At 35.8% G+C, this 22196-nt stretch carries 20 protein-coding genes; 10 read left to right on the top strand and 10 right to left on the bottom strand.

Going from position 1 to position 22196, the window contains the following annotated elements:
- Positions 1 to 18: 18 nt before the first annotated feature.
- From C245_RS0102760 to C245_RS0102740, 5 genes are all read right to left on the bottom strand, one after another.
- Entirely contained in the window at positions 19 to 678 is a 660-nt protein-coding gene (locus C245_RS0102760; protein WP_017495049.1) for a vancomycin high temperature exclusion protein, read from the bottom strand.
- Positions 679 to 822: 144 nt separating this feature from the next.
- The gene (locus C245_RS0102755) at positions 823 to 2850 is read right to left on the bottom strand and encodes a M3 family metallopeptidase (protein WP_017495048.1); all 2028 of its coding nucleotides are present in this window, start codon (positions 2848 to 2850) and stop codon (positions 823 to 825) included.
- A 115-nt stretch (positions 2851 to 2965) separates the two neighbouring features.
- Positions 2966 to 3451 carry a 5-(carboxyamino)imidazole ribonucleotide mutase gene (gene purE / locus C245_RS0102750; protein WP_012022518.1) on the bottom strand — a complete coding sequence of 162 codons (486 nt, stop codon included), beginning with the start codon at positions 3449 to 3451 and terminating at the stop codon, positions 2966 to 2968.
- A 67-nt stretch (positions 3452 to 3518) separates the two neighbouring features.
- Entirely contained in the window at positions 3519 to 4667 is a 1149-nt protein-coding gene (locus C245_RS0102745; protein ID WP_017495047.1) for a 5-(carboxyamino)imidazole ribonucleotide synthase, read from the bottom strand.
- Positions 4668 to 4799: 132 nt separating this feature from the next.
- Positions 4800 to 5354 carry a hypothetical protein gene (locus C245_RS0102740; RefSeq protein WP_017495046.1) on the bottom strand — a complete coding sequence of 185 codons (555 nt, stop codon included), beginning with the start codon at positions 5352 to 5354 and terminating at the stop codon, positions 4800 to 4802.
- 213 nt (positions 5355 to 5567) lie between these two features.
- On the opposite strand from C245_RS0102740, the gene C245_RS0102730 reads away from it, so the two are divergent.
- From C245_RS0102730 to murC, 6 genes are all read left to right on the top strand, one after another.
- Positions 5568 to 6098 (top strand): phosphoribosyltransferase, encoded by a 531-nt coding sequence (locus C245_RS0102730; RefSeq protein ID WP_017495044.1) that lies wholly within the window; start codon positions 5568 to 5570, stop codon positions 6096 to 6098.
- 74 nt (positions 6099 to 6172) lie between these two features.
- A complete protein-coding gene (locus tag C245_RS0102725; RefSeq protein WP_017495043.1) occupies positions 6173 to 6745 on the top strand; it encodes an adenylate kinase in 573 nt (190 codons plus the stop codon).
- A gap of 211 nt (positions 6746 to 6956) precedes the next feature.
- Positions 6957 to 8231 carry a hemolysin family protein gene (locus tag C245_RS0102720; protein ID WP_081603501.1) on the top strand — a complete coding sequence of 425 codons (1275 nt, stop codon included), beginning with the start codon at positions 6957 to 6959 and terminating at the stop codon, positions 8229 to 8231.
- Between the two features lie 101 nt (positions 8232 to 8332).
- Positions 8333 to 9334 carry a GTPase ObgE gene (gene obgE, locus C245_RS0102715; protein ID WP_017495041.1) on the top strand — a complete coding sequence of 334 codons (1002 nt, stop codon included), beginning with the start codon at positions 8333 to 8335 and terminating at the stop codon, positions 9332 to 9334.
- A gap of 230 nt (positions 9335 to 9564) precedes the next feature.
- Complete coding sequence (locus C245_RS0102705; RefSeq protein WP_026109821.1) at positions 9565 to 11709, top strand: S46 family peptidase; 2145 nt, start codon at positions 9565 to 9567, stop codon at positions 11707 to 11709.
- A 258-nt stretch (positions 11710 to 11967) separates the two neighbouring features.
- Positions 11968 to 13323: a UDP-N-acetylmuramate--L-alanine ligase gene (murC, locus tag C245_RS0102700; RefSeq protein ID WP_026109820.1), complete on the top strand. Its 1356-nt coding sequence runs from the start codon at positions 11968 to 11970 to the stop codon at positions 13321 to 13323.
- A gap of 73 nt (positions 13324 to 13396) precedes the next feature.
- Here murC and C245_RS0102695 read toward each other — a convergent pair whose 3' ends face one another.
- On the bottom strand, positions 13397 to 14026 hold the full coding sequence (locus tag C245_RS0102695; protein WP_157495769.1) for a DUF1287 domain-containing protein: 630 nt from the start codon (positions 14024 to 14026) through the stop codon (positions 13397 to 13399).
- A gap of 125 nt (positions 14027 to 14151) precedes the next feature.
- Here C245_RS0102695 and radC point away from each other — a divergent pair, with 125 nt between their 5' ends.
- Genes radC through C245_RS0102680 form a run of 3 tightly spaced genes read left to right on the top strand, consistent with a single transcriptional unit; the run spans position 14152 to position 16328 of the window.
- On the top strand, positions 14152 to 14889 hold the full coding sequence (gene radC / locus C245_RS0102690; protein ID WP_017495037.1) for a DNA repair protein RadC: 738 nt from the start codon (positions 14152 to 14154) through the stop codon (positions 14887 to 14889).
- A gap of 3 nt (positions 14890 to 14892) precedes the next feature.
- Positions 14893 to 15579, top strand: coding sequence for a YjjG family noncanonical pyrimidine nucleotidase (locus C245_RS0102685; RefSeq protein ID WP_017495036.1), 687 nt, complete (start codon positions 14893 to 14895; stop codon positions 15577 to 15579).
- A 2-nt stretch (positions 15580 to 15581) separates the two neighbouring features.
- Positions 15582 to 16328, top strand: a complete 747-nt coding sequence (locus C245_RS0102680) for a hypothetical protein (protein ID WP_017495035.1) — start codon at positions 15582 to 15584, stop codon at positions 16326 to 16328.
- Between the two features lie 15 nt (positions 16329 to 16343).
- Here C245_RS0102680 and C245_RS0102675 read toward each other — a convergent pair whose 3' ends face one another.
- Positions 16344 to 17621 (bottom strand): replication-associated recombination protein A, encoded by a 1278-nt coding sequence (locus tag C245_RS0102675; protein ID WP_017495034.1) that lies wholly within the window; start codon positions 17619 to 17621, stop codon positions 16344 to 16346.
- A 219-nt stretch (positions 17622 to 17840) separates the two neighbouring features.
- Here C245_RS0102675 and C245_RS0102670 point away from each other — a divergent pair, with 219 nt between their 5' ends.
- Entirely contained in the window at positions 17841 to 18605 is a 765-nt protein-coding gene (locus C245_RS0102670; RefSeq protein WP_017495033.1) for a rhomboid family intramembrane serine protease, read from the top strand.
- Positions 18606 to 18754: 149 nt separating this feature from the next.
- Here the strand turns inward: C245_RS0102670 and rlmB are convergent, their stop codons facing one another.
- The 3 genes from rlmB to C245_RS0102655 all read right to left on the bottom strand — a co-directional run bounded on the left by rlmB (position 18755) and on the right by C245_RS0102655 (position 22187).
- Positions 18755 to 19489: a 23S rRNA (guanosine(2251)-2'-O)-methyltransferase RlmB gene (rlmB, locus tag C245_RS0102665; RefSeq protein ID WP_017495032.1), complete on the bottom strand. Its 735-nt coding sequence runs from the start codon at positions 19487 to 19489 to the stop codon at positions 18755 to 18757.
- 81 nt (positions 19490 to 19570) lie between these two features.
- Positions 19571 to 20452 (bottom strand): hypothetical protein, encoded by an 882-nt coding sequence (locus C245_RS0102660; protein ID WP_017495031.1) that lies wholly within the window; start codon positions 20450 to 20452, stop codon positions 19571 to 19573.
- A gap of 19 nt (positions 20453 to 20471) precedes the next feature.
- Positions 20472 to 22187: a SusD/RagB family nutrient-binding outer membrane lipoprotein gene (locus C245_RS0102655; RefSeq protein WP_017495030.1), complete on the bottom strand. Its 1716-nt coding sequence runs from the start codon at positions 22185 to 22187 to the stop codon at positions 20472 to 20474.
- Positions 22188 to 22196 lie beyond the last annotated feature (9 nt).

Here is a 22196-nt window from a genome sequence, read left to right as displayed (position 1 = left end):
AGTAAAAAAAGACCTTTATTATCGTTTATCCTCTTTCGAATAATTGGAAACACCATTTATATTAATTTCATTTCCTAAAAAGCGGGGTTCCCGATTTCTTAAAACATCAAGAAAAGACTTAAAAATAGAACCGTATTCTCTAAAAGTCACATATTGATATCCCAGATATTCTCCTTTGTTGGCAGAAAATCCAATTGATTTTACCCCAAGTTTTTGTCCAATGTAAATGGCCCTGTTTAAGTGATATTCCTGAGAAATTAAAGTTGCTTTTTTAATTTTAAAAATATGTGAGGCCCTGTAAATAGTGGAGTAGGTGTCAAAGCCGGCGTAATCAATAAATATTTTAGTAGTGTCAACTCCGTGATTGAAACAATATGTTTTCATAACGGTAAGTTCATCATATTCATCTCGGCCATTGTCGCCTGAAAGCAGAATTTTATCTATTTTATGTGTTTTATACAATAGAATTCCGGCATCAAGTCTGTCTTTTAAATATTTACTGGGCTGATCACCGTTGATTCCGGCTCCAAAAATAATTCCCACCTCATTTTTTGGAAGATTGTTTACAGTGTGATGGATCAAATCACGAGTTGAGGATTTTACATACCAATTAATAGAAATGATTGCAATAGCCCCAATGATGAAAAGGTAAATTAGTTTTTTGAAAAGCTTTTTCAATTTGAATTTCGAAGATAAAGGTTAAAAAGAATGGTGAAGATAAGTAAAATTATTTTTGGTATTTGTAGTCTGATTGAATAAAAAAACCGAAGCATTTCTACCTCGGTTTTAAATATATCTCATACGCTAAGAAGTCTAATACTCTTAAAGTAATCCTGCTCTTTTCAATAGAGCTTCCGGTTTTGGTTCCTGACCTCTGAAACGTTTGTATAAAGTCATAGGATGTTCAGTTCCTCCTTTTGAGAGAACATTGTCTCTGAATTTTGCAGCGACTTCGTAATTGAAGATGCCGTTTTCCTGAAAATATTCAAAAGCATCAGCATCCAGTACTTCTGCCCATTTGTAACTGTAATATCCTGAAGAATAACCGCCCTGGAAAATATGAGAAAAGGCAGTACTCATTGCATTCTCTTTTACATCAGGGTATAACTGAGTGTTGGCAAATTGCTCTGTCTCAAAAGTTTTCAGATCTGTAATATCGGTCGGATCCTGTCCGTGCCAGGCCATATCCAAAAGTCCAAAACTCAATTGACGTAAAGTGGCAAGACCTTCTTGAAAACTGGCACTTTCTTTAATTTTTTGAACATATTCGATCGGAATAATTTCGTTCGTTTCGTAGTGATTGGCAAATAAAGCCAAAGCTTCAGGCTCATAACACCAGTTTTCCATAATCTGACTTGGTAATTCTACAAAATCCCAAAATACTGAAGTTCCGGACAAGCTAGGGTAAGTGGTGTTGGCAAGCATCCCGTGTAAACCGTGACCAAATTCGTGAAACAAAGTAGTAACTTCATTAAACGTTAATAACGAAGGTTTGGTTTCTGTTGGTTTTGTAAAGTTGCAAACGTTCGAAATATGAGGTCTTTCGTTTGTCCCATCTTTTATAGATTGCGATTTGAAAGAAGTCATCCAGGCCCCGTTTCGTTTTCCTCTTCTAGGGAAAAAATCCGCGTAGAAAATAGCAACTAAATTGTTCTCTGCATCTTTTACCTCGTATGTCATCACTTCTTCGTGATATTTATCGATATCAAAAACTTCCGTAAAAGTTAACCCGTAAAGTTTTTGGGCAACCGTAAAAGCTCCGTCTAAAACTTTTTCCAATTGAAAATAAGGTTTCAGTTTTTCGTCATCTAAGTTGAAAAGCTGCTGTTTTAATTTTTCAGAATAGTAAGCACCATCCCATTTTTCCAATTGTTCAATTCCGTCCAAATCTTTGGCAAAAGCGGTTAATTCGGCAAACTCTTTTTGAGCTGCAGGTTTTGCTTTGGCCAGCAAATCATTAAGGAAAGAGAAAACTTTTTCCGGACTCTCGGCCATTCTTTCCTCTAAAACAAAATGAGAATGAGTTTTGTATCCTAATAAATTAGCTCTTTTAAAACGTAATTTGGCAATTGCCAGTACGTTCTCCTGATTGTCAAATTCATTATTTTGAAAAGCTTTTGCACCAAAGGCAATCGCCATTTTTTTGCGTAATTCACGATTATCGGCATACGTTACAAACGGAATATAACTTGGATAATCTAAAGTGAAAATCCAGCCCTCTTTTTCCTGACTTTTAGCTAATAATCTCGCAGCTTCGATAGTGCCTTCCGGTAAACCTGCTAAATCTTTTTCGTCAGTTAAATGCAACTCAAAAGCATTGGTTTCGGCCAAAACATTTTCGCCAAACTGCAGGCTTAATTTCGACAATTCTTTATCGATTTCACGTAAGTCTTCTTTTTTATCCTCAGGTAAATTGGCTCCGTTTCTAGAGAAGCTTTTGTATTTTTTATCCAAAAGCGTAGTTTGCTCCGGATTTAAATTCAGCTTTTCCTTTTGTTCGTAAACGGCTTTGATTTTGGCAAATAATGCTGCATTTAAGGTAATGTCATTTCCGAACTCCGAAAGTAAAGGAGAAACTTCCTGTGCAATTTTTTGCATCTCATCAGTGGTTTCTGCCGAATTCAGATTGAAGAAAATACTGGAAAGACGATCCAGAACATCGCCTGTAAAATCCATTGCTACAACCGTATTTTCAAAAGTGGGTTCGTCCGGATTGTTTACGATGGCATCAATTTCGGCTTTAGCCAAAGCAATTGCTTCGTTGAAAGCAGGAACATAATCTTCGATTTTAATTTGCGAAAAAGGTGCTGTATTGTGTTTCGTATTGAAATATTGTGTTAAGATGCTCATAGTATTTTTGTGTTACGCAAAGTTTCGCTAAGAAAACAAGAGCTTCGCAAAGTTTTTTAAATTATTCTTTGCGAAGCTTTGTGTCTGTTTTTGTAAATCTCTGTGGAATTAATTTTTACTTCTTTAATCCTTCAGCCGCTTTATTAACTGCCGCTTTTAATTCTTCTTTATACGAAATAATAGTATCAAGTACTTTTTTATCGTGACTTCCAATGATTTGTGCGGCTAAGATTCCGGCATTTTTAGCACCGTTTAATGCTACTGTTGCAACAGGAACTCCTCCTGGCATTTGAAGGATCGATAGTACCGAATCCCAGCCATCAATAGAATTGCTTGATTTTACCGGAACTCCAATTACCGGAAGAGGCGACATTGAGGCAACCATTCCTGGCAAGTGTGCAGCTCCTCCGGCTCCGGCAATAATTACCGAAATTCCGCGAGTGTGTGCATTTTTACTGAAATCGAATAGTTTTTCCGGCGTTCGGTGTGCCGAAACGATGTCTACTTCAACTTCAACATTAAATTGTTTTAATATGTCGATAGCATCCTGCATGACCGGCATGTCAGAGATACTTCCCATGATGATGGCTACTTTGCTCATTTTATTTTTTTGTTTCAGGTTTTTTTGTTTCAGGTTTCAGACTGTTGACTGTGAATGAAAACTGCGACTATTCACTAATCACTCTAATCGTATTCTTAACGTCTTCGGCAATTCTTCTCGCTTCAGACATGTTTTCATTTACGATGGTAACATGTCCCATTTTTCTAAAAGGACGCGTTTGTTTTTTACCGTAAATATGTGGGGTAACACCGTTCCATCCTAAAATGGTTTCGATATTTTCATAAACAACATCTCCCGAAAATCCTTCGGCACCTACTAAATTAACCATAATTCCGGCAACTTTACTGTCGGTATTTCCCAAAGGAAGATCCAAAATCGCACGCAAATGATTTTCGAATTGCGAAGTATAACTGGCTTCAATCGAGTAATGTCCTGAATTGTGCGGACGCGGAGCTACTTCATTTACTAAAATATCATCGTCATTAGTCTGAAACATTTCAACAGCTAAAAGACCAACATGATTAAATTTTTCCGAAACATTTAAGGCAATCGCTCTTGCTTTTTCGGCTACTTTCTCATCAATTCTGGCAGGACAGATTACATATTCGACCTGGTTGGCTTCCGGATGAAATTCCATTTCAACAACCGGATACGTTTTTATTTCTCCTGATGGATTTCTACAGACAATAACAGCCAATTCATTTTTAAACGGAATCATGGTTTCTGCAATGCATTCTACATTTGGTAAAGCATCCAGATCCGAAATCTGACGAATTACTTTTACGCCATTTCCGTCGTAACCAAACTCAGTGCATTTCCATACAAATGGTAGTTTTATATCTTGAATTTTAGCTTTTAGACCTTCTAAATTTTCAAAGCGCTCAAATGGTGCTGTCGGGATATGGTGATCGGCGTAAAATTGTTTTTGAATTCCTTTGTTTTGAATTCCTTTTAAGGTTTTAGGCGAAGGATAGATTTTCAAGCCTTCATTCTCTAATTGTGTTAGAGCCTCAAGGTTAACCAGTTCGATTTCAAAAGTCAGAACATCTACTTGTTTTCCAAAATTATAAACTGTTTCATAATCCATTAAATCCCCCTGAAAGAATTTATTGCAGGCAAATTTACTTGGAGCTTCGTCGCTTGGGTCTAGAACATAAGTTTGGATGTCAAATTTTCGGGTGTCAAACAAAAGCATTTTACCTAATTGTCCGCCGCCTAATATTCCTAATTTAAAATCAGAAGAAAAATAATTCATTGTAGTTGTGTTTTTGCAAAGATACTTTTTAATCTTTTTTTAGCCAAAAAATCGTTTTGCACTATTTTTTTCGCCACGAATTCACGAATTTTTACTTTTTCTGACTTGGAAATATAATTCGTGACAAAAATACTACTTCTCTATTTTCTTTAAAACTTCTTTGGCAACGGCTTTGTAAGCAGCAGAATGATCGCCATAATCCTTATTCAGAATAACTTGCAGTTCAGGATGTATCCAGTCATAATGGTTGCCTAATAGGTATAAAGTTCTGATTGAATAGGCCTTGGTCGCTACTTTTACATCATTGATAAGCCAGTCAAATGAAGCTTCAATACAATCCTGCAGATTAGTTTCGGAAAGAGAAATGCCGTTTTCATTTTTTTTATAGTGGGCTTTTACCAATAGCTGAACAACTTTTGCGATAGGACGGATGGCACTTTCGTCTTTTAAAACCTTCAAATTCGAACAGAAAAAATCAAGATACGATTGCAGCCAGATCAATTCTTCGTATGAAACAAATTCCATAATCCAGCAGGCTTTGTGATTGTTTTTGTCTGATGGAGAAAAACAAATTGAAACAAGTTCTTTAAATAAGGATGGGTTTTCTAAAACTTCGTTTGCAACATTAAGACGGTTTTCCCGATAAGCTTTTACGTAGTCTAATTTCGTTTGTAATTCAGAAGACATTTTGAGGAGTTTAGGACAGGTCTAAAATAAGTAATTTAACGTTATGGTTTTAAAATCTGCTGATTTAATAAAATCAGACCTGTTTTTAAGAAAAGATTTCTAAATAGTAAGTGATATTTAACATTCTTAAAAAAATAGGTATGCAGTTTGTTTTGATACCCGCAGTTTATTTCTAATTCTGTATCTTTGCCCATTATTTTAAATGTAAAAATAATGATACAACTTCACGATAAACAATTTGTTCCGTTTATTTCGGCTAAAGAAATTGATTTCGCTTTAAGTAAAATAGTAGCACAGGTAGAAGATGATTTTGGAGACGATACCCCAATTTTTATTGGTGTATTAAATGGGGCTTTCATGGTAGTTGCCGATTTTTTGAAGAAATACAAAGGCCTTTGTGAGGTTTCATTTATCAAAATGGCTTCTTACGAAGGAATTGAAAGTACCAATACGGTAAAAGAGTTAATAGGAATCAATCAGGATTTATCAGGAAGAACGGTTATTCTTATTGAAGATATTATTGATACAGGAAATACAATTGAAGAGTTGAAAAAACTGTTTAAAGCGCAAAATGTAAAGCATTTTAAAATTGCTACATTGTTTTTTAAACCGGAAGCTTATAAAAAAGATATCAAAATAGATTATATCGGAATCAGAATTCCGAATAAATTTATTGTAGGTTATGGACTGGACTATGATGGTTTGGGAAGAAATTTGCCCGAAGTTTATAAATTGGCAGAATAAATTTAAACACGCACACAACTATATATTCATTTAAAACTTCTTGTAAAATAGAAGTCACAACACTTACTCATATTATGATTAACATTGTTTTATTTGGAAAGCCAGGGGCAGGTAAAGGAACTCAGGCAGAATTTTTAAAAGAAAAGTACAAATTAACACACCTTTCGACAGGAGATATTTTTCGTTTTAACTTAAAAAATGATACAGATTTAGGAAAACAAGCGAGAGTTTTTATGGACAACGGAGAGTTAGTTCCGTGCGAAGTAACTACTGCAATGTTAATTGATGAGGTAAAAAAACATCCTGATACAGCAGGGTTTTTGTTCGATGGTTATCCTAGAACTTTAGATCAGGCAGAAGCTTTAGATCAATTTTTACCAACGATCGGATCAAGTGTAACGGCGACTGTTGCATTAGAAGCAGATGATGAAATTCTAGTGGCTCGTTTGTTAGAAAGAGGAAAAACAAGCGGAAGAGCTGACGATCAGGACGAAGAGAAAATCAGAGTAAGATACCAGGAGTACAATGAAAAAACAGCTCCGCTAATTGGATATTATAAAGAGCAAAATAAGTTTCATGCCGTGAACGGTATCGGAACTATCGAAGAAATTACAGAGCGATTAACGTCAGTTATAGATAATTTGTAGAAGCTTTTTTCGGCTGTCGTTTCATCCCGACTGCGATCGGGACTTTTAAGAACTATTTTTCTTGTCATAAAACGTGCATCTTTTGGTTGCTGTTTTCTGGGAAGAAAAATTAGTTTTTTAAGACAGGATTCTTTTGAATGATAGGGAGACGAAGTTTTAAGATGACAGAATTATCTTGATGAAGACAATTTTATAACGAATAAACCAAAAATTGGAAATACTAATAATATTTTTTCTAATACTATTGAATGGTGTTTTTTCCATGTCAGAAATTGCATTGATTTCGGCCCGGAAAAACAGACTTGAAACTGCCGCAAAAAAAGGAAACAATAGTGCTAAAATAGCACTTGATCTGGCCAATTCTCCAAACAAGTTTTTATCCACCGTGCAAATCGGAATCACTTTAATCGGTATTTTGACCGGTATTTACAGTGGTGATAAGATAACAATGGATGTTGAAGTTTTTGTTAGCGGATTTACATTTTTAAAACCCTATGCACATTCTGTTGCAGTAGGGATTGTTGTCGTGGTTTTGACATTTTTCTCTTTGGTTTTAGGAGAATTATTGCCAAAACGAATTGGTTTAAATTATCCGGAGTCGATTGCCAAAATGGTAGCGCTGCCTATGAAAACCATCTCGATAATTACAGCACCCTTTATCTGGCTGCTTACTTCTTCGACAGATTTTTTACTGAATGTATTTCAGATTAAACCAACTGCCGACGGTAAAGTAACAGAAGAAGAAATTAAAGCAATTATCAAAGAAGGAACTGAGGGAGGAGAAGTTCAGGAAATCGAACAAGATATTGTAGAACGTGTTTTTCACATTGGGGATCGAAAAGTAAATTCGTTGATGACACACCGTAAGTCAGTTGATATGCTGCCTTTCAATGCCGATAAAACGAAGATTAAGGAATTGGTTCTACAGGATTTGCATACTGTTTATCCGGTGTACAGAGACAATTATGATGATATTGTGGGGGTTGTAACCCTAAAGAATATCTTTGCAAACATCGAAAGTGAACATTTTGATTTGGCGGGAATCATGATTGATGCGCCTTACCTGATGGAGCAGACAACGGCATACAAGGCATTGGAGAATTTCAAAAAAACAGGAATTCATTATGCTTTAGTTTCTGATGAGTATGGTGTTTTTCAGGGAATTATTACCCTAAATGACATTCTGGAAGCTTTAGTAGGAGATGCATCTGATTTTTATAAAGATGAATTCCAGTTAATTGAAAGAGAAGACGGTTCGTGGCTCGTTGACGGACATTATTCGTTACACGATTTTTTAACTTATTTTGAGTTAGACGAATTGACAAACGATTATGAAGTAAACACGGTAAGCGGAATGATTATGACAGAGCTTTCGCATATTCCAAAAGAAGGCGAAAAATTAATCTGGCAAAAATTTGTGCTGGAAGTAATCGATATGGATGGCGTAAAGATTGATAAAGTGTTGGTAAAAGCGCTTAAAGAGTAGAAAGAATTTGTTTTAAGTTTTAAGTTTCAGGTTTCAGGTTGCGCAACGCATAATCTGAAACCTGAAACCTGAAACCTGAAACTACACATAAACAAGTAAAAATGACAGAAGGAAATTTTGTAGATTATGTTAAGATTTATGTTTCTTCCGGTAAAGGAGGGAAAGGATCTACGCATTTACATAGAGAGAAATTTATTGAAAAAGGAGGCCCTGACGGAGGTGATGGTGGTCGTGGAGGACACGTGTATTTGGTGGGGAATAAAGGACTTTGGACATTATTTCATCTAAAATTTGCACGACATATAAAAGCGGGTCACGGTGGAGATGGAGGAGGAGACCGTAGTACAGGTGCTGACGGAGAAGATAAATTTATCGAAGTGCCTTTAGGAACTGTTGTAAAAGACAAAGAAACAGGAGAAACCTTATTCGAAATTACCGAAGATGGTGAGAAAAGAATCCTCTCAAAAGGAGGAAAAGGAGGTTTAGGAAACTGGCACTTTAGAAGTTCAACCAATCAAACACCTCGTTATGCTCAGCCGGGTTTACCAGGAGTAGAAATGGATGTAATTTTAGAGCTTAAAGTATTAGCCGATGTTGGTTTAGTAGGTTTTCCAAATGCCGGAAAATCAACCCTATTGTCTGTTTTAACTTCGGCAAAACCAAAAATTGCCGATTATCCTTTTACAACCTTAAAGCCAAACTTGGGAATTGTGGCTTATAGAGATTATCAATCTTTTGTAATTGCAGATATTCCCGGGATTATTGAAGGAGCTGCAGAAGGAAAAGGTTTAGGTCATTACTTTTTGCGTCATATCGAACGTAATTCAACATTATTGTTTCTAGTTCCGGTTGATACACCGGATATTAAAGCAGAGTACGATATTTTGGTCAATGAATTAACCAAGTACAATCCTGAAATGTTAGACAAAGAGCGTCTTTTAGTAATCTCTAAATGTGATATGCTGGACGACGAACTGAAAGCTGAATTGAAGACCGAATTAGACGTCGCTTTCAAAGACGTTCCATATATGTTTATCTCATCAGTTGCCCAGCAGGGTTTAACAGATTTAAAAGATAAGCTTTGGAAAATGCTTAACGAATAAAAAATGCAATTTGCAAAAAAGGTGTTCTGGAAACAGAGCACCTTTTTTGTTTTGTGTACTATTCATACAACAAGAAAATAACAGATTTTCTTGGGCTAAAATTAAACGCATTATTGGTGTTAAATTCGTAACAAAATGCTAAAAAATCACTGAGATATCTAATTTCGGCAGGAATTGCGGTAATATAATTATGAAAATGAATTATATTCGCATCACTTAAACAAAATAACATGAAAAAAATAGTTTTATTCTTGACCATGTGTCTGATGGCTTTTCCAGTAAGAGCTGATGAGGGGATGTGGTTTTTGATGTTTATCGAAAGATTGAACCATAGAGATATGGAAAAAATGGGCTTGCAATTGACAGCCGAAGAAATTTACAGTATCAACCATCATAGTTTAAAAGATGCTATTGTACAATTTAATGGAGGATGTACAGCAGAAATTGTTTCTAAAGAGGGATTGGTTTTAACCAATCACCATTGTGGTTATGACGCAATTGCAGAACTATCTTCGGCAGAGCAAAACTACTTAAAAGACGGTTTTTGGGCAAAACAAAGAAGTGCCGAAATGAAACCTAAATCATTGTATGTACGTTTCTTCGTGCGTATGGATGATGTTTCTAAAAGAATTTTGTCAAAAGTAAATGATAAGATGACCGAGGCTGAAAGAAGTAAAGCAATTCAGCAGGAAATTGCTTTGATTGAAAAAGAAAATAATGAAGGTGGAAAATATACCGTTTCTGTTCGTCCTTTCTTTCAGGGAAATGAATATTACTATTTCGTTTACCAGGATTACACAGACGTACGTTTAGTAGGAACGCCTCCTGAAAGTGTTGGTAAATTTGGTGGAGATACGGACAACTGGGAGTGGCCTCGCCAAACAGGAGATTTTTCTATGTTCAGAGTGTACGCAGATAAAGACGGAAATCCGGCAGCATATTCTAAAGATAATGTGCCTTTGAAACCAAAGCATTACTTACCTGTAAGTATCAAAGGGGTTAAAGAGAATGATTTCGCTATGATCTTAGGATATCCGGGAAGAACAAACCGTTGGATGCCGGCTGGAGGAATTGAGCAAAACGTTAAGTTTGCTTATCCTGCTTGGGTTGAAGGTGCTAAAACCGGAATGGATCAAATGAAAAAGTATATGGACAAAGATGCAACGGTTCGTTTGCAATACGCGTCTAAATATGCTTCTACAGCAAACTACTGGAAAAACCGTCAGGGGATGATCGATGCTTTAACAAAAGCTGGAACAGCAGAGGTTAAAGCGGGACAAGAAGATAAATTTTACGAGTGGGCTACTAAACCGGCTAATAAAGAAAAATATGAGAATGTAATTCCAACGATCAATGATTATTACAGATCTACAAATGTAAAATCAACGCACGACAATTACCTGACACAGCTTTTACGTACGTCAGCTTACGCAACGGGACCTGCTAACCTAGGAAACGCATTGATCGCTTATTATAACGAAACTGATGCTAAGAAAGCTGAGATGCTGCCTAAGATCAACGCAATGATCGAAAACATCTACGGTGAATTTTATGCACCTCTTGAAAAAGATGTATTAACAGCACAATTGAATTTGTACGCTTCTAAAGCTGCTGAATATGGTTTAGCGACACAAATTGCTAAAATGAAATCAGAAAACAATGGTGACTTTACTGCCGATGTAGCAAAAGCAACTGAAATCAGTTATTTTACTTCTAAAGACAAAGTATTAGCATTTATGGCTAATCCTAAACCATTAGCAATTGTACACGATCCGTTGTATATTATTTCTAACGATTTGTTGACAAAATACCGTGCTAAAACAGACGATCAGTTGAAAGCTGATGACGGTTTCGCAAACGCTTATCGTAAATTGGTAGAAGGTTTAAGAGAATCTAAATTGAATGCTATTCAATATCCTGACGCTAACTCAACATTGAGACTAACTTACGGAAAAGTAAGAGCTTTGCCTGCTGATCCACGTAACGATGCTAAAATTAATAATTATACCACCATGGAAAGTATGGTTAAAAAGTATAAAGCAGGTGATCAGGAATTTGACTTACCAAAGCGTTTATTAGAGTTAAACAAAGCAAAAGATTTTGGACAGTATGCTGATAAAGCAGGTTATATGCCGGTAAACTTCTTGACAGATAACGATATTACTGGTGGAAATTCAGGTTCTCCGGTATTAAACGGAAAAGGAGAATTAATTGGAGTTGCTTTTGACGGAAACATCGAAGCGATGGCAGGAGATGTTATTTTCGATTCTAAATTGCAAAGAACCATTAACGTAGATATTCGTTACGTACTTTGGATTATCGACAAATACGCCGGAGCTAAAAACATTATTGACGAAATGACGATTATTAAATAATTCTGATTTTTGATATTGAACAAACACCCGGCAGGTTTTTAAAATCTGTCGGGTGTTTTGTTTCTAAACGATGATTTCGATGAAAGGTTGGGAATGATTAAAAAATATTATTCATACAAATTACTAATTTAGTATTAAAAGCAAAAAGGACATTTTATAATTCCTTATTTTTGAAAAATAATTAACCGATTTAAGCGTTGAATTGTACTTTCATTTCTCGAAGAAACAGTTCAACAAATAAACGATTCAACGTATTCAATGAAAACACATTTCATCGCCATAGGCGGAAGCGCCATGCACAATTTAGCACTTGCATTGCACAATAAAGGATATCAGGTTACAGGAAGTGATGATGCTATTTTTGAACCTTCAAAATCAAGATTGGAAAAGAAAGGAATCTTACCGGCTGAACTGGGTTGGTTTCCTGAAAAAATCACTACCGATATTGATGCTATAATCCTTGGAATGCATGCGAAAGCGGATAATCCGGAGTTGCTAAAAGCGCAAGAGTTAGGTTTGAAAATTTATTCGTATCCGGAATTTTTGTATGAGCAGTCTAAGAATAAAACCCGAGTGGTAATTGGAGGTTCTCATGGAAAAACAACAATAACTTCGATGATTTTGCATGTCATGCATTATCATAATATCGAAGTAGATTATATGGTTGGAGCACAGTTAGAGGGTTTTGATACGATGGTACATCTTACCGAAGAAAATGATTTCATGGTTTTGGAAGGGGATGAGTATTTATCTTCACCAATAGACAGACGCCCTAAATTTCATTTGTACCAACCCAATATTGCTTTGATTTCCGGAATTGCCTGGGATCATATCAATGTATTTCCAACCTATGAGAATTATGTAGAGCAATTCGAAATCTTTATTGGAAAAATTACAAATGGAGGGATTTTGGTATACAACGAAAATGATCCGGAAGTAAAACGTGTTGCCGAAGCCGCTACGAATCCAATTCGTAAATTGGCTTATTCCACTCCAAAGTACACCGTTAATGATGGTGTAACTTTATTAGAAACTCCTGAAGGTGATATGCCAATTGAAGTTTTTGGAGCGCACAATTTAAATAATCTTGCTGGTGCGAAGTGGATTTGCCAGAATATGGGCGTTGACGAAGCCGATTTTTACGAAGCAATTGCCAGTTTCAAAGGAGCTTCAAAGCGATTGGAGAAAATTGCTGAAGGAAAAGGAAAAGTAGCATACAAAGATTTTGCACACTCCCCAAGTAAAGTTGCTGCAACTACAAAAGCAGTAAAAGAGCAATATCCAAACAGAACTTTAGTGGCTTGTTTGGAATTGCATACCTACAGCAGTTTGAATGCAGAGTTTCTAAAAGAGTATGAGGGAGCTCTTGAACATGCAGATGTTGCAGTAGTGTTCTATTCGCCTGATGCCGTAAAAATTAAACAACTAGAAGAAGTAACCTACGGGCAAATTGCAAGTTCTTTTAACCGTGAAGACTTAATTATTTATACCAATCCGGATGAATTTAAAGAATACCTTTTTAATTTAAATCTTGAAAATTCAGCTTTATTGTTAATGAGTTCCGGAAATTACGGAGGATTGAATTTTGATGATGTGAAAGGGTTGATTGAGTAATTCGTCAATTAGAAAATTTAATAAAGTGCCAATTGTTACACAGTTGGCATTTTTTTTTGATGGGGTTTGAAACTTATTTTTGATATTTAAAATGCCCAACAATTTTATATTCAAACAAACAATCTTCCAGAATCTGACCGTGTCCCACGTTATGTACGATTAAATTTCGTTTTCCATCTCTGGATTTTTTGTTGGTTACAATTCCGATGTGAGGCAATTTATTATTAATTATCCACGTTACAATTTCTCCGGTCTTATAATCTTTGGCATTTTGAGAAAGTGGTAATTTTGCGCCTTTTCGCTCAAAGAATACTTCAAGATTGGGAACCCTTCGATGGTCGATATTGGTGTCAGTTTTGATCATTCCCCATTTTTTTAAGTTTGGATAATCAGAGAAATTTTCAAGCATATCTTCGTGAACTTCCTTTTGTAAATCAATACCTAATTTTCTATAAGATCGAATAATGACGTCCGTGCAAACTCCTTTGTTTTTTGGGATATCTCCATTAGGATAATCAATTTTAAAGTAAGATGGATCGTAATCTATAGAAGGATCAATGATCGAGATTGCTGCATCGGATAATTTTTCTGGAAAAGTTTTTGTAATACCCGATGACAAGCTTTCCGCAACAGCTGTTTTGTCCTCTTTTTGATTGCAGGAGAGGAGAAGAAGTAAGAGGGAAAAAGTACCTATTATTTTCATGCCCTTAAGATAAGCCATTTTGATGGGACATTTATAGTAATGAAATAATTAATTTGAGATTAGTATTGTTTTATTTGAGGGATTTTTCTTATTTTTATAAATTAACCCTCTAAGAGTATTGTAAAATGAGAGCAAGCTTAAAAGTTGTAAAAACAACAAATGAAAACGCGGATTTTGTAGCAACTTATTTTCCCATACCGGATTGGTCAGAAGAAGATCGTCCTCGTGAAAAATTGATGTTAAAGGGCAAAGAAGCTTTAAGTAATGCTGAGTTGATTGCGATATTAATAGGGTCAGGCAGTCGTAATGAATCTGCAGTAGATTTAAGTAAACGGATTTTGGCTAGTGCCGGAAGTTTAAATTCTTTAGGGAAAAAATCTACTGCTCAATTAATGGAATTTAAAGGAATAGGGGAGGCAAAAGCTATAACAATTATTGCGGCATTAGAACTTGGAAGAAGAAGAAGGGCAGAGGATGTGTCACAATTAAAGATAATAACTTCCAGTAAAATTGTCTTCGAAATCATGCAGCCTATTATTGGTGAACTTTCTCACGAAGAGTTCTGGGTGCTTTTTCTGAATAATTCCAATAAAGTAATTTCTAAATCTCAAGTGAGTAAAGGTGGAATTACCGGAGCCGTTGTGGATGTACGTATTGTTTTTAAATTGGCACTCGAAATTGGTGCTACAGGATTGATTTTGTGTCACAATCATCCGTCAGGAAATTTGCTGCCCAGTGATGCCGATAAAAAGTTGACGAAAAAGATCAAATTAGCAGGGGATAGTTTAGATGTTAAAGTTTTGGATCATTTGATTATAACTGAAGCAAAATATTATAGTTTTGTAGATCAAGGAATTTTATAAATTATGAATACCACTATTACCGATGTCTTTTTTGATTTAGATCATACACTTTGGGATTTTGACAAAAACTCTGAAATGGCTTTTGATCGAATTTTTAAAAGTAAATATCCCGAAATTAAAACTGAAGATTTTATCGAGAAATATGCTCCAATCAATCAGGAGTGCTGGAAATTATACCAGAATGATAAAATAACGCATCTGGAACTCCGTTACAATAGATTGAAGTTTTCATTTGATGCTTTAAATTACACCATGTCAGATGAAAATATCAATGAGATTGCCAATGATTATATTGAATTTTTAACCGACAACAATCATCTTTTCGAAGGAGCAATTGAAGTGCTGGAGTATTTAAAACCAAAATACAAGCTGCATATCATTACTAACGGTTTTGCAAATGTTCAGGATAAAAAAATTAATAATGCGGCACTTTCGGGTTATTTCGAAACCATTACAAATTCTGAGTTGGCTGGTGTGAAGAAACCAAATAGTATTATCTTTGATTATGCACTTAGTGCTGCCAAAACTTCAAAAGAAAACAGTGTAATGATAGGAGATTGTCTGGATGCCGATGTCAACGGTGCCTTAAATGCAGGTCTTGATGCTATTTTCTTTAATGAAAAAAGAATCGAAGCTCCGCAAAATATTAAACAAGTAAACCATTTATTAGAACTAAAAAAATATTTATAATTATGAGAATAAAATTTTTGTTAATTGCATTCCTTACATCAGTTATAGGATTTTCACAATCGGTTAATGATTACAAAGCGGTTATTGTTCCCTTAAAATATGATTTCCTTAAAACGGAAAATCAATATAGAACGTCAACAATGACTAAAGCTAATTTAAACAAAGCCGGTTTTCAGGCTTTTTATGCCAACGAGATACTTCCGGAAGGTTTTGGGGATCGTTGCGATCTTTTGTATGCCGATGTTAAAAGAGAAAATGGTTTTTTAATTACCAAGCTTTTTGTAGAGTTTAAAGATTGTTACGGTAAAGTGATTTTTACATCTGCAATAGGAAAAAGTAAAGAGAAGGAATATGAAACGGCTTACAGAGAGTGTCTTGATCTTGCGTTTGTTTCAATAAACGGTTTACGCTATAAATATAATGGAAAAAGTGCTAATACTGTAAAATCTTCAATTCCGGCTACTCCGTTGACAACTGCAGTTGTAGCTGCTAAAGTTGTAGAGGCGACTCCGTTGGTTGATCTTAAAGATCCAAATTTATTGTATGCACAACCTACAGAGAATGGTTACCAGTTAATTGATAAGACCCCAAAGGTGGTAATGAAATTGTTGAAAACATCTCGTCCCGATTCATTTATCGCTATAAAAGACGGAGTTCAGGGATCTTTAAATGCAAAAGACAATCAGTGGTTTTTTGAATATTATAAAAACGATCAGTTAGTTTCTGAAAAAGTATCAGTTAAATTCTAAAAATAGAATACGGTTTTAATAACCGTATTTATCTTTCCAACGGTTCTTTAAAAATTCGCGGTTGCTGTTCTCTCTTGAATTGCGCCCCGGATTATAAAGAACCGTTTCTTTTATGGCATCCGGTAGAAATTCCTGTTCAGCAAAATTATTAGCATAATCGTGCGAGTATTTATAATCATCACCATAACCCAGTTCTTTCATAAGTTTGGTTGGAGCATTTCGTAAATGAATCGGAACAGGTAAATCTCCCGTTTGTTTTACTAATTGTTGAGCATTGCCAATCGCCATATACGAGGCATTGCTTTTAGGAGAAGTTGCCAGATAAATAGCGCATTGACTCAGTATGATTCTGCTTTCCGGATATCCAATGGTAGTTACGGCCTGAAAGGTATTATTGGCCATAATAAATGCGGTCGGATTCGCGTTTCCGATATCTTCACTGGAAAGAATAAGCATTCTGCGGGCAATAAATTTTACATCTTCACCGCCTTCAATCATTCTGGCCAGCCAATAAACAGCCCCATTAGGATCACTTCCACGAATGGATTTTATAAAAGCAGAAACGATATCGTAATGCTGTTCTCCACTTTTGTCATACAACACTGTGTTTTGTTGTACCAATTCAAAAACACGATCGTTGGTGATTATAATTTCATCGCCCGCAGAAGCGTTGATAACAAGCTCAAAAATATTGAGAAGTTTTCTTCCGTCACCTCCCGAAAGTCGCAGTAAAGCTTCTGTTTCTTTTAAAGTGATATTTTTTGAAGCCAGATACGTATCCGTTTTTAGCGCCCGGTGCAATAAAGCTTCTAAATCGGCTTTTGTGAAAGCATTTAGAATATAGACCTGGCAACGTGACAATAATGCAGGAATGACTTCGAAACTTGGGTTCTCGGTCGTTGCACCAACCAATGTAATCCAGCCTTTTTCGACAGCAGCCAAAAGCGAATCTTGCTGTGACTTACTAAAACGATGAATCTCATCAATAAACAGAATGGGATTTTTAGCAGTAAATAATCCACCGCTTTGTTTGGCTTTTTCGATCACATCACGGATATCTTTTACACCTGAATTGATGGCGCTCAGGATATAAAACGGACGCTTGGATTCCTGCGCGATGATTTGCGCCAAGGTGGTTTTTCCTGTTCCGGGAGGTCCCCAAAAGATCAACGACGGAATTATTCCTTTCGAAATTTGCTGCGTTAAGGATCCATTTGGGCCAACCAAATGACTCTGACTGATATAATCTTCTAAGTGTTGTGGGCGAATACGCTCGGCTAAAGGTGCTTCCATTTTGTAAAATTACAGTTTTCGGGTTTAATTTTATAGTTTTTAGAAGCTATTCCTGCTATTCGCTGTATCTTTTGCGTCCACCGCAGCGGAAACAAAAGGATGTCACTTCCATCAGGGCTAGAACAGGGTTTAAGAATATTTCAATAAGCTGACAAATTATCAGTAAATTGTAATTGGATAGTTTTTTGATGTCATCATTATAAATTTACCTTAAAAATTATGAACGACAACCACTTTAAATTTACGACTGCAGTTATTGGTCTTCCGGTATTTTTTGTTCTTTTTTTGTGGATCGTGTACTGGGTTCAGATACGCTTTGATTTCGACTTTTACCAATATGGAGTCTACCCAAGAGATCTGTCAGGCCTGCAGGGTGTTTTGTTCAGCCCTTTCATTCATGAAAATTTAAGCCATTTATACAATAACTCTATTCCTCTTTTGGTATTATTGGCGGCGCTGCAATTTTTCTATCCTAAACAATCCTTTGCAGTGATTGGTTATGGGATTTTATTCTCAGGGCTAATTACCTGGATTATTGGCCGCGAAAATTTTCATATTGGTGCCAGTGGATTGATTTACGTCTTAGTCAGTTTTATTTTTTTTAAAGGAATCCAAACCGGCTATTATCGTTTAGTGGCACTCTCATTATCTGTTATCTTATTGTATGGTGGAATGATTTGGTATGTCTTTCCGGAGGTTGATAAAACTATTTCCTGGGAAGGACATTTGGCAGGCTTCATTACCGGATTTGTTATGTCTTTACTTTATAAAACCCCTGAGTATGTAAAACCTATTGTTTATGAATGGCAGAAACCGGATTTTAATCCCGATGAAGATGCTTTTATGAAGCATTTTGATGAGAATGGAAATTTCATAAATACGGAGATTGTTGAGGAAGAACCGGAGGAATTAATGACTTATTTTAATTCAGATGTTTCGGTTAATTATATTGTGACTAAGCCTGAGACAAAGGAGGATAGGTAATGTTAGGCTCAGATGTTTATTTACCCGTAGCTTAAAGTAGTAAGTAAGAGCACTACAATTAAACTACAGGTTTTAAGAAAGAATCGATGAGTATATTTTGAAGACAATACTATATTATTTATCTCGTAATTCTCAATTCTTTGTGTTATTTAGCTTCTTTGGCGAACAGCCTCATATAGAAATGCACCGCAGGCAACAGAAACATTTAAGGATCCAATGGATCCGAACATAGGTAATTTTGCTTTTTCATCAACAATTTTCAGAACAGAAGGATTTATACCTCTGTCTTCAGATCCCATGATGATGGCTACGGGTTCATTTAAAGTTACGTCGTATATATTTTGGTCTGTTTTTTCGGTAGCAGCTACTGTTTTGATACCCGACCCCTGAAGATAAAAAATAGCATCTTTGATATGTTCAACTTTGCAAATAGGAACATTAAAAACTGCTCCGGCTGAAGTTTTAACTGTATCTCCGTTCACTGGGGCAGAACCAGCTTTCTGAACAATGATTCCATTTACACCGGTACATTCAGCAGTTCTTATAATAGCACCAAAATTTCTGGCATCTGAAATCTGGTCCAGTATTAAAAATAAAGGTTTTGATCCCGATTCGATTGTTGATTCAACCAAATGTTCCAGTTCAATAAAACCAATAGGGGAGATGGTCGCTACCGCTCCCTGATGATTGTTTGGAGTTAAGCGATTGAGTTTTTCTACAGGAACATACGAGAAATTAATGTTAGCGCGTTTCATCACCTTCATTAAATCTTTCATTAATTCTCCGGAAATTTCTTTTTGAATAAATACTTTATCAACTTCTTTTCCTGCCTGAATGGCTTCTATAATGGCTCTAATTCCAAATATTTGATGTTCTTTTTCCATGGGACAAATATAGGTATAATGTTGAGATAAAAAAAACCACTCTGAGTGAACAGAGTGGTTTCAATATAAAATTTATTTTGATTAAGGAGCTTTAACTAAATTGAATGTATAGTCAGACGATCCGCTAAAACTAATTTTTAAATTAATGTCTCCGGTACATGAACTAACGTTACCGGTTCCGGTTACAGTATAAACCTGACCAGGCCCGTAATTCCATTGCTCATTGCTGGTAACGGTAACCGCATTTGTAGCCGGATTGATAGTACCAATAATATAAGAAGTACTTCCGTTTATCAAATAAGGGTTAGCTGTATTCAAAATTCTGAATACATATTTACCATTTGCTGCATTATAAACTACAGGAACAATATCTCCAATACTGTAATCCTGCCATGTGTCAGCAGTAACTTTATAGTTTCCATTGAACAGAGAAGCATCGTTTAAAGGACAAAGTGCAGTGTAAGTTTGTTGCACTTTCCATAATGTTGAATTGGCTACGTCAGCTCCGTATAATGGCTGGCCGTTATCAGTAAACATTTTCAAAACGCTACCGTCTTTCAATTTTAAATCAGCAGTGATTACTAATTTATCAGTAAGACCAAAACTTGCAAATGTTGGGAATGCCTTAATAAGGTCAGCTTTAGTATACTTTAGTGTTGCAGGAAAAGTGGTAACATTAGCTTGCAGAGTTGCTTTTGAAACTACACCGCTTTTTGTAAAATAACCCACTACATCCATAGAGGTAACATCACCAGTAGCAACTGTTAGAGTTAATCCTAGATTTACATCTCCTCCGCCTTGCAGTGCTATAATGTTTATACCCTGATCTGCAGTAGCGATTTTAATTAAGTTTGGAGTAGCCCCTTCAACAGCGCCAATCTGTGATGTTCCGCCATCGTCATCACATGAGAACGCTATTAGTAAAAATAGCATTGATGTGAATATTAGTTTTATATTTTTCATTTTATTCGTTTTTTAATGATTAAAGATCCCAAAAGATTTTGTAAGTACCTGGATTTTTCTGAGCTGGTGCATTAGCATTAGAGTTTAGCTCTACTTGTGGCCAGTACCATGATAGCTGAAATGGATTGTTCAGTACAGTTTGAGAATCATTCAGAGGGAAAGCATCATTGTTATTCAGCTGGTATTCTTTCGTGGTGCTAAGCGGGTTTGCTAATACAGGGAAGCCAGTTCTTCTGTAATCAACATATTGATCTGCTGGATCACCGAAAGTACCTACCCACTTTTGTGTCATAATAATTTCTAATTTCTTTGTAGCATCTGCAGCATTAAATTCAGTCATTATTTTTGTTATGAAGTTAGTTACTGCAGTAGAACCTGTCAGAACAGGAATTGTTGCTAACTGAGGCGATTGGCTTTTTGCTACTACCTGGTCTACTTTAGCAAAACTTGCCGTAATTGCCTGCTGAAGTTTAGTTGAGGCACTTCCAGCTAGTTTTCCAGTTTGTATTAACTCCGCTTGAATATATAGGAATTCATCATAAGTTAAAATTCTGTGAGGTGCAATACCTGTTCCTGATTTTGCAGCTAATGTTGATACAGAACCACCTTGTCCATCATCATATCTACCTCCTGAAGGGAAGATACCAGGATAGGTAAAAGTATTTTCAGCACTCTTATCTCTGTCCGGACCAGTACTTCCAAATCGAATACTAACAAAACCAGTTGATTTATCCCAATAATCTGCACCTGGGTTTCCTGTTGTGGTGTTTCCTTGGTCAGGAGGGAATTGGTTTGGCTTTAATTGGTTGTAGAAGTAATATTTCATCCTTGGATCCGGATTACCGTTATGGATGTTAGGATTTACTCCTTTTAAAATTTCATACATCCACGGGCTTTGGTAAGATCCAAACTGAGTACTCTCGTAAGATTCAATAAACAATCTGTTTCTTTCATTAGTAGGTGAAATTGAATTGAAACGTGCAAATTGAAAATCATCAGCATTAGAAGTGAAGAAGTCACCTTCGGCTACAAGTGCATTAAACCCTGCCTGATCAAAATCTGAAGTTAATCTTACCTGATTGTACAGTTTTAGTTTAAAGGTGTTCGCAAATTTGATCCATTTCGTATTGCTACCTCCATAAAAAACATCATCAAGACCTGGTTTTTTTAAACCGGCATTTGTTTTTAAGTTAGCTTTTGCAGCGTCTATTAATTTAAAAATACTGGCATAAATTTCTTTTTGGTTGTCAAATTTTGGCCCAAGGTTACCAGAAGTTAATTTGGTTGCTTCTGTATAAGGAACATCTCCCCACATGTCTACGGCATATGCCATAATATATGCCTTTTCCATTTGAGCAATACCAAGATATACTAAATTTCCTGATTCAGTAGCTTGCTTTATTAAGGTCTCAATGTCATTTAAACCTAAATAAACAGTATTCCAGTCATTATTCATTGGAATGTTGTCAACTTTTACGCCATATTGATCTTCTTCTTCTCTTGAAGTCATTTGATGGGTGTAGACCGCTAATATGTCTCCTGTACTGTTATTGAAATCACCTAGTTCAGAAATGGTCGTTTGCGTATTTGTTAACAGGTAATTTAACGGGGCAACTGTAGGGTCATCTGTATCTTTATCAACATCTAAATAATTACTGCAGCTACTGAAAAAAGTAGTGAGGGATAATAAAACCAGAGCAGTTTTATTATTTTTTATAGAGTTATATAATTTCATGTCGTTTTG

It is taken from the genome of Flavobacterium sp. WG21 (assembly GCF_000335775.1).
GTDB classification, from domain to species: Bacteria; Bacteroidota; Bacteroidia; order Flavobacteriales; family Flavobacteriaceae; genus Flavobacterium; species Flavobacterium tructae.
The sequence above is the reverse complement of the archived record's forward strand: the minus strand, read 5'-3'. Positions and strand labels throughout refer to the sequence as shown.

Excerpts from the sequence above, each read along its gene's own strand:
- C245_RS0102755 (WP_017495048.1), bottom strand. The coding sequence starts at position 2,850 with ATGAGCATCTTAACACAATATTTCAATACGAAACACAATACAGCACCT.
- purE (WP_012022518.1), bottom strand. The coding sequence starts at position 3,451 with ATGAGCAAAGTAGCCATCATCATGGGAAGTATCTCTGACATGCCGGTC.
- C245_RS0102745 (WP_017495047.1), bottom strand. The coding sequence starts at position 4,667 with ATGAATTATTTTTCTTCTGATTTTAAATTAGGAATATTAGGCGGCGGA.
- C245_RS0102740 (WP_017495046.1), bottom strand. The coding sequence starts at position 5,354 with ATGTCTTCTGAATTACAAACGAAATTAGACTACGTAAAAGCTTATCGG.
- C245_RS0102730 (WP_017495044.1), top strand. The coding sequence starts at position 5,568 with ATGATACAACTTCACGATAAACAATTTGTTCCGTTTATTTCGGCTAAA.
- C245_RS0102725 (WP_017495043.1), top strand. The coding sequence starts at position 6,173 with ATGATTAACATTGTTTTATTTGGAAAGCCAGGGGCAGGTAAAGGAACT.
- obgE (WP_017495041.1), top strand. The coding sequence starts at position 8,333 with ATGACAGAAGGAAATTTTGTAGATTATGTTAAGATTTATGTTTCTTCC.
- C245_RS0102705 (WP_026109821.1), top strand. The coding sequence starts at position 9,565 with ATGAAAAAAATAGTTTTATTCTTGACCATGTGTCTGATGGCTTTTCCA.
- murC (WP_026109820.1), top strand. The coding sequence starts at position 11,968 with ATGAAAACACATTTCATCGCCATAGGCGGAAGCGCCATGCACAATTTA.
- C245_RS0102695 (WP_157495769.1), bottom strand. The coding sequence starts at position 14,026 with ATGAAAATAATAGGTACTTTTTCCCTCTTACTTCTTCTCCTCTCCTGC.
- radC (WP_017495037.1), top strand. The coding sequence starts at position 14,152 with ATGAGAGCAAGCTTAAAAGTTGTAAAAACAACAAATGAAAACGCGGAT.
- C245_RS0102685 (WP_017495036.1), top strand. The coding sequence starts at position 14,893 with ATGAATACCACTATTACCGATGTCTTTTTTGATTTAGATCATACACTT.
- C245_RS0102680 (WP_017495035.1), top strand. The coding sequence starts at position 15,582 with ATGAGAATAAAATTTTTGTTAATTGCATTCCTTACATCAGTTATAGGA.
- C245_RS0102675 (WP_017495034.1), bottom strand. The coding sequence starts at position 17,621 with ATGGAAGCACCTTTAGCCGAGCGTATTCGCCCACAACACTTAGAAGAT.
- C245_RS0102670 (WP_017495033.1), top strand. The coding sequence starts at position 17,841 with ATGAACGACAACCACTTTAAATTTACGACTGCAGTTATTGGTCTTCCG.
- rlmB (WP_017495032.1), bottom strand. The coding sequence starts at position 19,489 with ATGGAAAAAGAACATCAAATATTTGGAATTAGAGCCATTATAGAAGCC.
- C245_RS0102660 (WP_017495031.1), bottom strand. The coding sequence starts at position 20,452 with ATGAAAAATATAAAACTAATATTCACATCAATGCTATTTTTACTAATA.
- C245_RS0102655 (WP_017495030.1), bottom strand. The coding sequence starts at position 22,187 with ATGAAATTATATAACTCTATAAAAAATAATAAAACTGCTCTGGTTTTA.